The sequence below is a fragment of the Pseudomonas tehranensis genome (genome assembly GCF_014268615.1).
Classification (GTDB): domain Bacteria; phylum Pseudomonadota; class Gammaproteobacteria; order Pseudomonadales; family Pseudomonadaceae; genus Aquipseudomonas; species Aquipseudomonas tehranensis.
The window spans coordinates 1-14,632 of the sequence record NZ_JABWQV010000115.1; the positions used below are offsets into that span (position 1 = coordinate 1).

Below are 14,632 nucleotides of genomic sequence, written 5' to 3' on the forward strand. Positions count from 1 at the left end.
CCCCTGTGGGAGCGAGCCTGCTCGCGATTGGCGGCAAGCCTGCCGCCCCTCAAACCCAACACAAAAAAATACCCCAGCCTTTCGACCGGGGTATCTCTTCAAACGCACTGCGTTAACTTGAAGCTTTCAACTTGCAGCTCGCCGCTGCTTTAGTGACTCACCGCCCCACTCGCCCCCAGGCCAGTCTGCGAACGCACAAACTGCGGGAAGAACAGTGCACGCTCGTTCACGCCTTCAGCCGACTTGTCGGTGATGGAGAAGAACCAGATGCCGACGAAGGCAATGGCCATTGAGAACAGCGCTGGGTATTCATACGGGAAGATCGCCTTCTCGTGACCCAGGATCTGCACCCAGATGGTCGGACCAAGCACCATCAGGCCCACGGCACTGACCAGGCCCAGCCAGCCGCCGACCATGGCGCCACGGGTGGTCAGCTTCTTCCAGTACATCGAGAGCAGCAGTACCGGGAAGTTGCAGCTTGCCGCGATGGAGAACGCCAGGCCCACCATGAACGCGATGTTCTGCTTCTCGAACAGGATACCCAGGCCGATCGCCAGCACTGCCAGGGCGATGGTGGTGATCTTCGAGACGCGAATCTCGTCCTTTTCGTTGGCCTTGCCTTTCTTGATCACACTGGCATACAGGTCATGGGACACCGCCGAGGCACCGGCCAGGGTCAAGCCCGCGACCACCGCCAGGATGGTGGCAAAGGCCACGGCCGAGATGAAGCCCAGGAAGATGCTGCCACCCACCGCGTTAGCCAGGTGCACCGCCGCCATGTTGTTGCCACCGAGCAAAGCACCTGCCGCGTCCTTGAAGGCCGGGTTGGTGCTGACCAGCAGGATCGCGCCGAAGCCGATGATGAAGGTCAGGATGTAGAAGTAACCGATGAAGCCAGTGGCGTACAGCACGCTCTTGCGAGCTTCCTTGGCGTCACTCACGGTGAAGAAGCGCATCAGAATGTGCGGCAGGCCTGCGGTACCGAACATCAGCGCCAGACCCAGGGAGAACGCCGAGACCGGATCCTTGACCAGGCCACCAGGACTCATGATTGCTTCACCCTTGGCGTGAACCTTGACCGCCTCGGAGAACAGCATGTTGAAGTCGAAGTTGACGTGCTTCATGACCATCAGCGCCATGAACGAAGCGCCCGACAGCAACAGCACCGCCTTGATGATCTGCACCCAGGTCGTCGCCAGCATGCCGCCGAACAGTACATAGAGGCACATCAGGATACCGACCAGAATCACCGCAACGTGATAATCCAGGCCGAACAGCAGCTGGATCAGCTTGCCGGCACCGACCATCTGCGCGATCAAGTAGAACGCCACCACGACCAGTGAGCCGCTGGCGGACAAGGTGCGGATCTGGGTTTGCCCCAGGCGATAGGAGGCCACGTCGGCAAAGGTGTATTTACCCAGGTTACGCAGGCGCTCGGCGATCAGGAACAGAATGATCGGCCAGCCCACCAGGAAACCGATGGAGTAGATCAGACCGTCATAACCGGACGTGAACACCAGCGCGGAAATGCCCAGGAAGGACGCCGCCGACATGTAGTCGCCCGCGATTGCCAGGCCGTTCTGGAAGCCGGTGATCTTGCCGCCGGCCGCATAGTAGTCGGCCGCCGAATTGTTTTTCTTGGACGCCCAGTACGTGATGTACAGGGTCGCGCCAACAAAGGCCACGAACATCAGGATAGCCGCGACGTTAAGCGGTTGTTTCTGCACGGCACCGGTCAGGGCTTCAGCCGCCCAGGCCCCCGGTGCGAAAGCTGCGACGCTCAACAGAGCCATTAGACGCCGGATCATTGCTGAGCCTCCTTGAGAATCGCATTGTTCAGGTCGTCGAACTCGCCGTTGGCGCGTCGCACGTAGATACCGGTCAGGACGAAGGCCGAAAGAATCAGGCCGACACCGATGGGGATACCCCAGGTAATGGTGGACTCGGGCGAAATCTTGGCCCCGAGAACATGCGGCCCGTAGGCGATCAGAAGAATGAAGCCGGAATACAGCCCAAGCATGATCGCCGAGAGAATCCAGGCGAACTTTTCTCGTTTTCTCACCAGCTCCTTGAAGCGCGGGCTGTTTTGAATCGAGAGGTAAATGCTGTCGTTCATTGTTTTTATCCTCGCAGCACAGATTAAATTGGAACAGCTCTACTCTATGCGGCTGAAGGCCAGGTTCCAGACGACCTTAGTATTAGAACGACATGACGTTTATCGATTGCCCCTGCAAACCTTCATACTTCCCTTGTGGGACCGGGCTTGCTCGCGAATGCGGTGTGTCAGTCTATGAATTGCCAACAGACAGATCGCTTTCGCGAGCAAGCCCGCTCCCACCGGGACTTGGGCCAGGCTAAAAAACGGCAGGCACAAAAAAACCGCATGACGCCAAGTCATGCGGTTTCGAGGATGTTAAACCGGGCGGATTACTTGCCGGTCCACTCCTTCACGCGGTCCGGGTGCTTGGCAACCCAATCCTTGGCAGCAGCGTCCGGCTTGGCACCTTCTTGGATCGCCAGCATGACCTCGCCGATTTCGTCTTTCGAGTTCCACTGGAACTTCTTCAGGAACGCGACCACTTCCGGCGCCTTGGCGTCCAACTCCTTGCTGCCGATGCTGTTCACGGTTTCAGCCGCGCCGTAAACGCCTTTCGGGTCTTCCAGGAAGCGCAGTTTCCACTTGGCGAACATCCAGTGCGGCACCCAACCGGTGACGGCGATGGATTCTTTTTTCTTCTCGGCACGGGTCAGCTCGGCAATCATGCCGGCGCCGGAACTGGCCTTGAGTTGATACCCGGTCAGGTCGTAATCCTTGATGGCCTGCTCGGTCTTGATCATGACACCTGAACCGGCGTCGATACCGACAATGCGGTTCTTGAAGCTGTCATCGGTCTTGAGGTCGGCCACGGACTGGGCCTTGACGTACTCCGGCACGATCAGGCCGATTTTTGCATCCTTGAAGTTCGGACCGTAGTCGACCACCTGGTCCTTGTTCTTGGTCCAGTAGTCGCCATGGGTCACCGGCAACCAGGCCGAAAGCATCGCGTCGAGTTTGCCAGTGGCTACGCCTTGCCACATGATCCCGGTCGCAACCGCTTGCAGCTTCACGTCATAGCCCAGTTTCTGCTTGATGACTTCGGCCGCCACATGGGTGGTCGCGACGCTGTCGGACCAACCGTCGACATAACCGATGCTCAGGGTTTTGGTTTCGGCGCTGGCCAGTGTGGAGCTGATCGCCAGTACCAGTGCGGCACCTGCGCCCAAGAGTCGTCGCATTCTCATCGTTACTTCCCCGAAAGTGCTGCGCCCGACGGATGCCGAGCGGCGTCAACGTATTGTTATGGTGCACAGCGCCCCCATCACGCTCGCCTGCAAAACCGGTTCGAACGTCAGTGGAGTACTGACTCGTTGATCATCAACCTGCGCCGATCTGGAACCTGCTCTGCCTGCGACGTTGAAGCAACGAGAAACGACATCAGAACGCCAGCTATCTGCCTCAGCCATTCGGCCCCACAAAAAAGCTGTCCTGCGTGCCCTGTCAGAATCCGGCAAGCCGCCAGATAACTAGCCGCTCCCCCACGCAAACGTGTATCGTCCCGCTACTATCGCGCCCCGTTTGTGCCTCTTTTGTGTGCGTCATGGCACTTGGCTTCACTTCGGCGGTCATAGCCTGCGAACTTCATTCGGCATCTTCCTCTAAGGGATCCAGTCATGCTCCATTCCTTGCGCTTCGCTGCCCTCGTCGGCGGCCTTATTCTGAGTGCGTCCGCGCTGGCGGTGGATATCGATGCCGCCAGCTATGGCTACCCCTTGACCAACCCGTTCGAGGCGACCATCGCCACTACGCCACCGGACCTGCGTCCGGATCTGCCGTTGATCGAAGACATCAACCAGGCCGACCATAGCCTGACCCTGCGCCCGGAACGCGAGTTCATCCTGCCGGACAATTTCTGGCCGGTGAAAAGCCTCACCTACCGCATGGCGACCCAGGACAAGCCCGCGCCGCTGATCTTCCTGATCGCCGGCACCGGCGCGCGATACGACAGCAGCCTCAACGAATACCTCAAGCGCCTCTATTACAAGGCCGGTTACCACGTGGTGCAGCTGTCGTCGCCCACCAGCTTTGACTTCATGAGCGCCGCTTCACGCTTCGCCACACCCGGCATCACCAAGGAAGACGCCGAAGACATGTACCGGGTGATGCAGGCCGTGCGCGCGCAGAACCCCAAGTTGCCGGTGACCGAGTATTACCTCACCGGCTACAGCCTCGGCGCCCTGGACGCGGCCTTCGTCGCCCATCTGGACGAAACCCGACGCAGCTTCAACTTCAAGAAAGTGCTGTTGCTCAACCCGCCGGTCAACCTCTACACCTCAATCACTAACCTGGACAAACTGGTCCAGACCGAGGTCAAGGGCATCAACAACACCACCACTTTTTATGAATTGGTGCTCAACAAGCTGACCCGCTACTTCCAGCAGAAAGGCTACATCGATCTCAACGATGCCCTGCTCTATGACTTCCAGCAGTCCAAGCAACACCTGAGCAATGAGCAGATGGCGATGCTGATCGGCACCTCGTTCCGCTTCTCGGCGGCCGACATTGCATTCACCTCGGACCTGATCAACCGTCGCGGCCTGATCATCCCGCCCAAATTCCCGATTACCGAAAGCACCAGCCTGACGCCGTTCCTCAAACGCGCGCTGCAATGCGACTTCGACTGCTACCTCACCGAGCAAGTGATTCCGATGTGGCGCGCGCGCACCGACGGCGGCAGCCTGTTGCAACTGATCGATCAGGTCAGCCTGTATGCGCTCAAGGATTACCTGCACGACAGCCCGAAGATTGCCGTCATGCACAACGCCGACGACGTCATCCTCGGCCCGGGCGATCTGGGCTTCTTGCGCAAGACCTTTGGCGACCGGCTGACGGTTTACCCATTGGGCGGTCACTGCGGCAACCTAAACTACCGCGTCAACAGCGACGCCATGCTGGAGTTCTTCCGTGGCTAAATATCTCCTGCTTATCGCTGCGTTAATGAGTGCCGGCATGGTCCACGCCGATAACAGCAAGGCCAACGCGCCTGTGGTGGTGGACTCCGACGGTTTCAAGGAGCCGTTGAGCAAGCTCAAGTTCAACCCCGGGCTGGACCAGCGCGAGTTCGAGCGTTCGACCCTCAACGCCCTGAACGTCTATGACCCGCTGGAGTCCTGGAACCGCCGCGTCTATCACTTCAACTATCGATTCGATCAGTGGGTGTTCCTGCCAGTCGTCGATGGCTACCGTTACATCACGCCTGGTTTCCTGCGCACCGGGGTGAGCAACTTCTTCAATAACCTGGGAGACGTGCCGAACCTGATGAACAGCCTGCTGCAATTCAAGGGCAAGCGTTCGATGGAAACCACGGCACGCCTGCTGCTCAACACCACCGTCGGCATCGCTGGCCTGTGGGATCCGGCCACCGCCATGGGCCTGCCGCGCCAGAGCGAAGACTTCGGCCAGACCCTGGGCTTCTATGGCGTGCCCGGCGGCGCGTACTTCGTCCTCCCGATCTTTGGCCCTTCGAACCTGCGTGATACCTCGGGATTGCTGGTGGACTACACGGCTGAATCGGCGATCAACTTCCTCAACGTTTCAGAAGTCAGCGCCAACCACCCGGAACTGCTGCTCCTGCGCGCCGTGGACAAGCGCCACCAGACCAGCTTCCGCTATGGCCAACTGAACTCGCCATTCGAATATGAGAAGGTGCGTTACGTGTATACCGAGTCGCGCAAGTTGCAGATTGCCGAGTAACCCTTAAGCCAATACGCCCGATCCGGCGTGTTGGGGCTGTTGTGCCCCTGCGCAATGCCCTGCACGCCGATCTAATTTCTGCTGGCCCGTCTTCGTCTAAGAAAACGGTAAGCGCACGACTGCACCGTCATAAGGCATCCCAACGACGCTGCATTTTCGATTGTGAATTTTTTATTAACATTTTGTGACACATCGTGTACGATTGGATCCACTGCAAAGGATGCAATACTGCGTTTAGGATCAAGGATCGATATGTCAACTTCTCTTCCATTGCTGCGCATCTTCAGATGCCTCGATCGGCAAACTTCGTCACGCACCTACGCGTACTAAAAAAGCCATGAATGACTGAGCGAAACTTGCTCGGAAATCATTCTACAGCGTCGTGCTCCGTTAAACACTAGACGCTCAAGTCTCGTCGTTTGCGCTCCATTACCTTACTGTCATGCCCCCAGCATTACACCCTGTGTGATTACTTATGCTCGCCTTACAACTTATCCGCTTTAAGTGCTATTTCTCATCGCTTCCGTTTTTCATATGGATGCTGTTTCTTGGCACTTTTCTGACTCGCGCTACGTCAATGATGGTGTGGCCATTCATTTCGATTGTTCTCTACACGCGGTTCGGTTTCAGTACCTCGGCCATCGGCCTGATTCTGACCTGCTCTATCGCATTCTCTTCGCTGGTCAGCTTCTACAGCGGGTACCTTTCCGACAAAATCGGGCGCCTTAAAATCATCATGGTCGGTTGCCTGGTGGCGATGGTCTCCTACTTGCTGCTGGGTATCAGCACTCATGCCGGGGGCTACATCGCCGGAACCCTGCTGGCTAATCTCTCTTGGGCCTTGGTCAACAATCCAATCAAGACGGTCATCGGTGACCTCATCGAGTCCCGCCCTTTGGTGGAACGCGCCATGCACCTGCGCTATTTCTTTCTCAATGCAGGAGCCGCCGTGGGTCCTTACTTCGGGCTCAAACTAGGCATCTCCGCGGACTCTCTGTCCTTTGTGCTGGTGACAACGTCCTACCTGGCCCTACTGGCTGGCGTCATGGTATACGGCCGGGGCATCACCCTGGAGGCCATAAACATTACCTCCTTGCGAAGTACCTTACAGATCCTTTCCCGGGATCATGTGTTCCTCCTGCTCGTGATCAACAACATCGTCATGATGTTCATCTTCGGCAGCTTTGATTCCAGTGTGCCCCAGTTGCTAGCTTCGCTGGCGTTTGAGGGGTACCTGCCCTTTATCGCCAATCTTATCGTATTGCATGCCACGGTAATCGTCCTGTTCCAACTTCCACTGGCCAGGGCTCTGGCAAAGCTAACACTAGAAACGAAGATCCAAATCGGTTCTGGACTGCTGATTTTAAGTCAGGCGGGTATGGCACTGGCGGCACACTTTTATCAAGTGCAACTATTATGGTACGGCGCGGTTCTGCTGCTGAGCCTCAGCCAGACCTTACTGTTTCCGTGTTTGAATCTGTTTGTCGACAGCCTGGCTCCTCGAAATTTGAGAGGTGCTTACTTTGGCGCCGCATCGCTTTACAGTATTGGCTTTTCCGTGGCACCCATTGTCGGAGGATTTTTTATACAAGTGCTGAGCGGAACGGCGCTGTTCATTTTCCTGACGGTGACCAGCCTCATCATGGCCCTTACCTTCGCAGGTATTTTCACCCGTTTACAACATCGCAACTTAACTAACGAAAAACACGACACCTGCACCGCTGGCTAGGAACTCCTATCCGTCAGTAAAACCCGACGCATGCACAGACCATTCTACGGCGGTCACAAACATGGACGTCAGGAATTTCTTCGCCTTGAAATTTGTGTTTTTAGTATCAATCTCGTCACTGGAGAAAGAATGAACAAGGACGACTACGACATTATTTTATGTGGCGCCGGGCCGGCGAACATTTCTTTATTGCCTGACCTCATTCAGAAGGAAGATATTCATCGATGTTTGATTCTGGAGAAATCAAACACGTTGGGAAGCGGCGCTATCGGACAGTACCGTATTACCGCAAACTCTCTGGGTGGCGTTTTCCTGGAAAAGTTCCAGAACAAGGATGATGAGCTCAGCCGATACATGCGTACCACGGCGGAATGGGCGTATTTCAGCGAGCGACGTGACGAAGCGGTAGAGTTGCGCTACGTGGGACGGTTTCTGGAACACATCGGCGCCTTCGTCCAGCAGCATAAGACGCTGTACAAACGCTTCGAGATATCGACCTTGTCCACCGTCGAAGAAATCCAACTGTCCGACGATGGGCGCTATGCCGTTCGTTACACCGTTGACGGCCAGACCAGAGAGGCGCGGTGCAGAAAAGTCATGGTCAATCTGGGTGGACAAGTCAACAACGTTGCCTTGCCACACCTGAATGCCATCAATAGCGACGCCATGCTCAAAGGCGAGTATGACGAACAAATCAAGGCAGGCCATTACCAAAATATTGCCATTTTGGGTTCATCCCACAGCGCCGTTTCCTGCTTGATTCGCCTGATTGAACAATTGGATGTTAAAAATCCTATCCAACTGCTGGTCAAGCGTGACTTCAAGCTTTTCTTTGATTCGCCACAGGCGGCACTGACTCAGGGCTACCCCTTTGTCGATGCGGATGTCTGCCAAGCCAGCCAGCGTGTCAATCGATACTCAGGCCTTCGGTATGACTCGTTCACGTTTGCTCGCAAGATCCAACGGGGAGAAATTCCCAATCTGACCGTTGTGAATATAGCTGCCGATGATCCAGAGACATTGCGCAAACGCCTTGACTCGGTCGACCTGACGATCAAATGCACTGGTTTCAGCGCAACCCCGGTCCGAGTACTCGATATCGACGGTTCGCCCATCACACTGCGCCAGGACGCCCACGGCCTGATTGTGGATCACCGGTTGAACCCCTCTACGGTATCGAATCGAACTTTAGAAAACTTCCATGCCTTCGGCTTGGGTGCCGGCATCAAGACCGGGGGTGACAGCGGCGGCGAGGAAAGCTTCAGCGGCCGGATAGATGGCGTGTGGATTTACCAACACGTGGTACCCCGACTCACGTGTCATTAATAAGGACATTCGATGAACACTGGAACAGCAATTATTCTCTGCGCCGGACGCGGCAGCCGCTTGGCCAATCGCACCCGCCATATGCCCAAGCCTCTGGTCAAGACCAACGGCATCGCATTTCTAGATAATGCGTTGAGCAATCTTCAACTGCATGGCATCACCCGCGTGGTAGTGGTGGTGGGTTATCAGGCCGAGATCATCACCGAGCATCTGAACAGCCTGGAAACCCTGTTGGATATCGATTACGTGCATAACCCTGACTGGGAGACGACCAACAATATCTATTCGTTATACCTGGCTCGCCAGCACATCACTGAGGGCGCCCTCATCGTTGAAGGTGACATTTTTTTCTCTGGAGCCTGCCTGGAAAAACTGCTGCGAACGTCAAGCGACCTGGTTGCACTGGTTTCGCCACTGGGGAAAAACATGGAAGGAACCTACGCCAACCTTCATGAGGGGCGGCTGCAGAGTTTCGGCTCGACTAAGGATGACGGTCACCAGACGCAGGAAGAACAGTACAAGACCGTCAACTTATATCGGATAGGTTCCCCACTGTTCGCCAACCACGTGCGCGAGCAACTGGAGGTCCAGATCGAAGATGGCAACCTGAACGCCTATTACGAAGACGTCTTCAAACAAGCGTGCAAGACCAAAAAGTGGGATATCGGGGCGGTGGTGGTGCCTTCGACCGAATGGTACGAGGTCGACAACTACTATGACCTCACGGTGTGCAATTACATATCCAGCCGGGATCGCCTGGTATTTCTCCAGAGCCGCCACGGTGGCTACTGGCGCTACCCCCTCCTCGATTTCGCCCTGATCTATAATTTTCACTTTCCTCCTCAGCAGATGAAAGACCGGATCAAGGAAAATTTCGACCACATTCTCCTCAACTATCCCGGCGGCCGAAAACTCATTGAAGAGTCGCTCAGCGAATTCATTGGCATCCCCGCCCGACACCTTTGCGTGGCCAATGGTGCTGCAGAAATCATCAAGTTATTGCCCTCCATCTTCCCAGGCAAAGTGCTGGTCACCGTTCCGTCCTTCAACGAATACGCTAACGTATTCGGTGAGGAGCGCACGCTCAGTTATCACACCCATGCAGAGCAGGGCTTCAAGGTCAATCTGGATGCCTTGGTGCAGACCTGCAAGAAAGAGCGCCCGTCGGTCGTCGTCATTGAATCGCCAAACAATCCCACGGGCCGCCTTACGCCAGCCGCAGCGCTCTCGGACCTGGCCAGCCAACTGTCTGAACTGGATATCGCGCTGATTGTTGACGAGTCGTTCCTGGACTTCTCACCCAATGCAGCAAATACCCTGCTGTCCTCGTTGGGCAAGCATTCGAACCTTGCCGTTATTCGCAGTATGAGCAAGACATTCGGCATCGGCGGGATCCGTATCGGTTACCTCGCCAGTGCAAATCACAGCTTACTGGCGCTGCTCAATTCGCTACTGCCTATTTGGAATCTCAACGGCTTTGCCGAGGAAATGTTGCTGCATCTACCGCAATACAAACAGGAATACCTCGAAAGCTGCCAGCAGGTCATTCGTGACACCCAGGCGTTGCGCCAGGCGCTGGACGAAATCGAAGGCATCACAACCTTTGCGACCGATTCCAACTTTGTGTATTGCCAGATCGAGCACGTCCCGGCTCGAACCTTGTGCCGCCTGTTGCTGGAGCACAACCTTTACATCAAGGAATGCTCGGGCAAGCGCAACACCGATTCAGACCACTACGTGAGAATTTCCTGCCGCACCCGGCAAGAAAATGCCCAACTTATAAATGCCCTGAAATCAATCATGCAGGCACTGGAAGTGGAAGCGCCACGAAGTTCGCGCATGAAGGAGGCACTGTCCAATGCCTAAAAATGTAGTGATCTGTGGTAAAGGTGAACTGGCGATTTTTGCCTGTGACTACTTCAATGCGTCGCCCGAATACACTGTCTCTTATGTGGTTGCGGACCCGTTCGAGCCAGTGAGCAGCGAACTCACTTTGATCGAATATTGCAGGAACAAGGACCTTCCCCTCATTGAAAGCGGAAAAATAGAAGACCTGCCTGGCTACAAGGAAGGTCTCTTTTCCTGCGACCTGTGCCTGGTGATCTTTCACAAACGAATATTGCCTCAGGCTTACATCGACTGCTGCAAGCGCATCGTCAACCTTCATTTGTCGTACCTGCCACACTATCGTGGGGTGCGTCCCGTCAACTGGGCGCTAAAGAACAGCGAGCGCCACCATGGGGTGACCCTCCATGAAATCAATGAAGGTATCGACGACGGCCCGATTCTCAATCAGGTGTCGTTCTGTATTTACCCTGAATTCGAAGAAGTCATCGACACGTACAATCGGGCCATCGCCTACGCACGTCAGTTGCTGATCGATACACTGCCGCTGCTCGACAGGATTATCCCATTTGAGCAACGTCACGAAGAGATGAGCATCTATTTCGAGAAGGATAATGCCCGGCTGGAGGAGCGGATGACGTTCACCCGCGAGCAGTCGCTGACAATGCTTGGCCGACATTAACTTACCGTGCCGGGCCACAGCCCTTGGGGTGGCCCTGGCAGCCTATTAAGGAACACCATGTATTCATTGATTGCGTCGGACCTGGACGGAACCTTGCTGTTACCCGACGATACATTGGGCAAATACACCCGGATGGTGATGCGGCACCTTCTCGATGCCGGCCTGCATCTGGTATTGGCAACTGGCCGCCAACAGGCCGACGTCGAGACGTTGCTCGACGATAGTTCGCTTCCCTTGCATCTGATCACCTCCAATGGAGCCAGGATCAGCAGCGCTTGTGGCGGATTGACGCGTTGCGAAGCGCTGCCTGACGACGTCGTTCAAGGACTGATTGAAGAAACCCGCCACAGCCCAGACCTGATCATCAATCTGTACGGCCCTAGCGGCTGGTTGATCGGTCGCGAGCATGATGTCAGCGACTTTAATCGCAACCCACATTTCCAACCGACAGTGACCCGACCCGACACGTGGCCCACGGAAAACGTCGAAAAAGTGTTTTTCTTTGAACAGGCAAAAGACCACCACGTTTTACTGGCCTTGCAGAAACGTCTGGAGCAGCGATTCGGAAACCGCATTAGCACGGTGTTCTCGTTTACCTGGTGCCTGGAAGTGATGGCCAGCGACGTTTGCAAGGGCCACGCCCTGAAACAGCTGGCCGAGTTTCTTGATGTCCCCATTGGCGCGTGCATTGCCTTTGGTGACGGCATGAATGATATAGGCATGCTCTCAGTTGCAGGCAAGGCGGCTATCATGGGAACAGCTCATCAAGACGTGACACAGGCGCTGCCCGATGCGCAGATCATTGGCGCCTGCAGTGACGAAGCCGTGGCCCGATACCTTTCCAAGCATGTGCTGGCACCGATTCACTCGGTAGCGCGATTCTGAGGTTCAGGCTCGAACCGTTTTCCAAAGCCTGGCCACGACCATGACGCCCAATAACACCACGCCCCCGGCGACAATCCCCGCTACCGCATTGAGCAACATCGGCACGATAAACCCGGCACCACCGGCGCTGGCTGCCACACCTTCGATCCAGTGATGCACCACCGGCACACCATGGGTCAGGATGCCGCCGCCCACCAGGAACATCGCCGCCGTGCCGATCACCGACAGGCTTTTCATCATGTAGGGCGCGGCGCGCAGGATGGCGCCACCGATGCGCTTGGCGAGTTGCCCCGGCTTCTGCGTCAGCCACAACCCTAGGTCATCGAGCTTGACGATGCCGGCTACCAGACCATAGACGCCGACGGTCATGACAATGGCGATGCCCGACAGCACGATCACCTGTTGGGTCAGTGGTGCATCGGCGACGGTGCCGAGGGTGATGGCGATGATTTCCGCCGAGAGGATGAAATCGGTGCGTATCGCACCTTTGATCTTGTCCTTTTCAAAGGCCACCAGATCGACCGCCGGGTTGGCAACGGCCTCGACCAATTGCGCATGCTCGGCCTGGTCTTGCACCTTGCTGTGAAGGAACTTGTGGGCGAGTTTCTCGAACCCTTCGAAACACAGGTAGGCGCCCCCCACCATCAGCAATGGCGTGACCAGCCAGGGTACGAAGGCGCTGATGGCCAGCGCCGACGGCACCAGGATCAACTTGTTGATAAACGAACCCTTGGCCACCGCCCAGACCACCGGTATTTCCCGCTCGGCACGCACGCCTGAGACCTGCTGGGCATTGAGCGCCAGGTCATCGCCGAGCACGCCAGCGGTTTTTTTGGCAGCCATTTTGGTCATCAAAGCAACATCGTCGAGCACCGTGGCGATATCGTCGATCAGTAACAACAAACTGCTTCCGGCCATGGAAGAACTCCTTGAACAATAATGCTGCGCAGCATAGCGCGCCCGACGTGGCCTCGGGGCATTCTTGAGCGCTTCGCGAGGCCGGTGCTACCATGCGCCACCGCCAGAACAGGCAAGGAACCCCTGGGTTTATGAGCACTATCCGCGAGCGCAACAAAGAACTGATCCTGCGTGCCGCCAGCGAAGAATTTGCCGACAAGGGCTTCGCGGCGACCAAAACCAGCGATATCGCGGCCAAGGCGGGCCTGCCCAAACCCAACGTCTACTACTATTTCAAATCCAAGGAAAACCTCTACCGCGAGGTGCTGGAAAGTATTATCGAGCCCATCCTTCAGGCCTCGACCCCGTTCAACGCCGACGGCGCGCCCGGCGAAGTGCTGAGCCACTATATCCGCTCCAAGATCCGCATCTCCCGCGACCTGCCTTTCGCCTCAAAAGTCTTCGCCAGCGAAATCATGCACGGCGCCCCGCACCTGAGCGCCGACCTGGTGGAACAGCTCAACGCCCAGGCCCGCCATAACATCGACTGCATCCAGACCTGGATCGACCGAGGTCAAATCGCCCCCATCGACCCCAACCACCTGATGTTCAGCATCTGGGCGGCCACCCAGACCTACGCCGACTTCGACTGGCAAATCTCCGCAGTGACCGGCAAGGCGAAGCTGGACGAGGCGGATTATGAGGCGGCGGCGCAAACGATTATTCGGTTGGTGTTGAAGGGGTGTGAGGTGGATCGCTAGGCTTGGGACCGCATCGCCTTCATCGCGAGCAGGCTCGCTCCCACAAGGGTTCTGCTGTGAACTCAAATTTTGTGAACAACTGAGATACCTTGTGGGAGCGAGCCTGCTCGCGATGCTGACGACTCGATTTCAAATCAAACCCAAATGGCATCCCATAGTGGATAGTCGCCAAACCGCTTCACCAGCCCTGCCCGCAGTGGGTTTGCTACGACATACCGAGCCAGCACTACCAGGTCCTCCTCCCGCCTTAGGGCCCTGTCATGGAAACCTTGTTGCCAAAGACTGATCCTATGGCCCAGGCGTAGGTTCACAGCTTTGGTGCTTAATGACTTGGTTCTTTGCATCAATTCACTCAAAGATCCCTTATGCAGCTCGATTAACCAATGAAAGTGATCAGGCATGACGACCCAGGCCAATGAGTCAGCGTAACCCTGATCCTGAGCCTTTCGAAACTGGTCAACGACCAATCTGCCCAAGATAAAGTCTCTAAAAATCGGCTCGCGGCCGAATGTGTTGGCCGTCAATAAGTAGATTCGGTTGGATTCGGCGTAGCGGCCGACGCGCAGTCGATGTGAAGCGGGTGAACCAGACATTCCGTGTCCTTTGATGAGTGAGTCCTGGCCAAGACTAGGTCTTGGCCTGTCTGGAGGTGGGCCAGACTTTTAGCTGGATATGTCTGGTTGAAGGCAATCGCGAGCAGGCTCGCTCCCACAGAG

Annotated in this window: 13 protein-coding genes; 8 read left to right on the forward strand and 5 right to left on the reverse strand. The window is 56.2% G+C overall.

What is annotated here, in order from left to right; all coding sequences use genetic code 11:
* Positions 1–149: 149 nt before the first annotated feature.
* The 3 genes from HU811_RS16745 to HU811_RS16755 all read right to left on the reverse strand — a co-directional run bounded on the left by HU811_RS16745 (position 150) and on the right by HU811_RS16755 (position 3,282).
* Positions 150–1,808 carry a cation acetate symporter gene (locus HU811_RS16745; RefSeq protein ID WP_092458650.1) on the reverse strand — a complete coding sequence of 553 codons (1,659 nt, stop codon included), beginning with the start codon at positions 1,806–1,808 and terminating at the stop codon, positions 150–152.
* Positions 1,805–2,116, reverse strand: a complete 312-nt coding sequence (locus tag HU811_RS16750) for a DUF485 domain-containing protein (RefSeq protein WP_092400180.1) — start codon at positions 2,114–2,116, stop codon at positions 1,805–1,807. The genes HU811_RS16745 and HU811_RS16750 overlap by 4 nt, the downstream gene beginning before the upstream one ends.
* A 311-nt stretch (positions 2,117–2,427) precedes the next feature.
* The gene (locus HU811_RS16755; RefSeq protein WP_092400182.1) at positions 2,428–3,282 is read right to left on the reverse strand and encodes a glycine betaine ABC transporter substrate-binding protein; all 855 of its coding nucleotides are present in this window, start codon (positions 3,280–3,282) and stop codon (positions 2,428–2,430) included.
* A gap of 429 nt (positions 3,283–3,711) precedes the next feature.
* Between HU811_RS16755 and HU811_RS16760 the strand changes: the two genes are divergently transcribed.
* From HU811_RS16760 to HU811_RS16790, 7 genes are all read left to right on the forward strand, one after another.
* Positions 3,712–5,010 carry an alpha/beta fold hydrolase gene (locus tag HU811_RS16760; protein ID WP_186657019.1) on the forward strand — a complete coding sequence of 433 codons (1,299 nt, stop codon included), beginning with the start codon at positions 3,712–3,714 and terminating at the stop codon, positions 5,008–5,010.
* Positions 5,003–5,791 carry an MlaA family lipoprotein gene (locus HU811_RS16765; protein WP_092400186.1) on the forward strand — a complete coding sequence of 263 codons (789 nt, stop codon included), beginning with the start codon at positions 5,003–5,005 and terminating at the stop codon, positions 5,789–5,791. The genes HU811_RS16760 and HU811_RS16765 overlap by 8 nt, the downstream gene beginning before the upstream one ends.
* 475 nt (positions 5,792–6,266) lie before the next feature.
* The gene (locus HU811_RS16770; RefSeq protein WP_186657021.1) at positions 6,267–7,520 is read left to right on the forward strand and encodes an MFS transporter; all 1,254 of its coding nucleotides are present in this window, start codon (positions 6,267–6,269) and stop codon (positions 7,518–7,520) included.
* A 129-nt stretch (positions 7,521–7,649) separates the two neighbouring features.
* Positions 7,650–8,846 (forward strand): hypothetical protein, encoded by a 1,197-nt coding sequence (locus HU811_RS16775; protein WP_186657023.1) that lies wholly within the window; start codon positions 7,650–7,652, stop codon positions 8,844–8,846.
* 12 nt (positions 8,847–8,858) lie between these two features.
* Positions 8,859–10,712, forward strand: a complete 1,854-nt coding sequence (locus tag HU811_RS16780; protein ID WP_186657024.1) for an aminotransferase class I/II-fold pyridoxal phosphate-dependent enzyme — start codon at positions 8,859–8,861, stop codon at positions 10,710–10,712.
* Positions 10,705–11,373 carry a formyl transferase gene (locus tag HU811_RS16785; protein WP_186657026.1) on the forward strand — a complete coding sequence of 223 codons (669 nt, stop codon included), beginning with the start codon at positions 10,705–10,707 and terminating at the stop codon, positions 11,371–11,373. The genes HU811_RS16780 and HU811_RS16785 overlap by 8 nt, the downstream gene beginning before the upstream one ends.
* Positions 11,374–11,430: 57 nt before the next feature.
* Positions 11,431–12,258, forward strand: coding sequence for an HAD-IIB family hydrolase (locus HU811_RS16790; protein WP_186657032.1), 828 nt, complete (start codon positions 11,431–11,433; stop codon positions 12,256–12,258).
* Between the two features lie 3 nt (positions 12,259–12,261).
* Here the strand turns inward: HU811_RS16790 and HU811_RS16795 are convergent, their stop codons facing one another.
* Positions 12,262–13,176, reverse strand: a complete 915-nt coding sequence (locus HU811_RS16795) for a DUF808 domain-containing protein (protein WP_186657028.1) — start codon at positions 13,174–13,176, stop codon at positions 12,262–12,264.
* Between the two features lie 131 nt (positions 13,177–13,307).
* On the opposite strand from HU811_RS16795, the gene HU811_RS16800 reads away from it, so the two are divergent.
* Positions 13,308–13,916 carry a TetR/AcrR family transcriptional regulator gene (locus HU811_RS16800; RefSeq protein WP_186657029.1) on the forward strand — a complete coding sequence of 203 codons (609 nt, stop codon included), beginning with the start codon at positions 13,308–13,310 and terminating at the stop codon, positions 13,914–13,916.
* A gap of 134 nt (positions 13,917–14,050) precedes the next feature.
* Here the strand turns inward: HU811_RS16800 and HU811_RS16805 are convergent, their stop codons facing one another.
* A complete protein-coding gene (locus tag HU811_RS16805; protein ID WP_092400192.1) occupies positions 14,051–14,509 on the reverse strand; it encodes an REP-associated tyrosine transposase in 459 nt (152 codons plus the stop codon).
* Positions 14,510–14,632 lie beyond the last annotated feature (123 nt).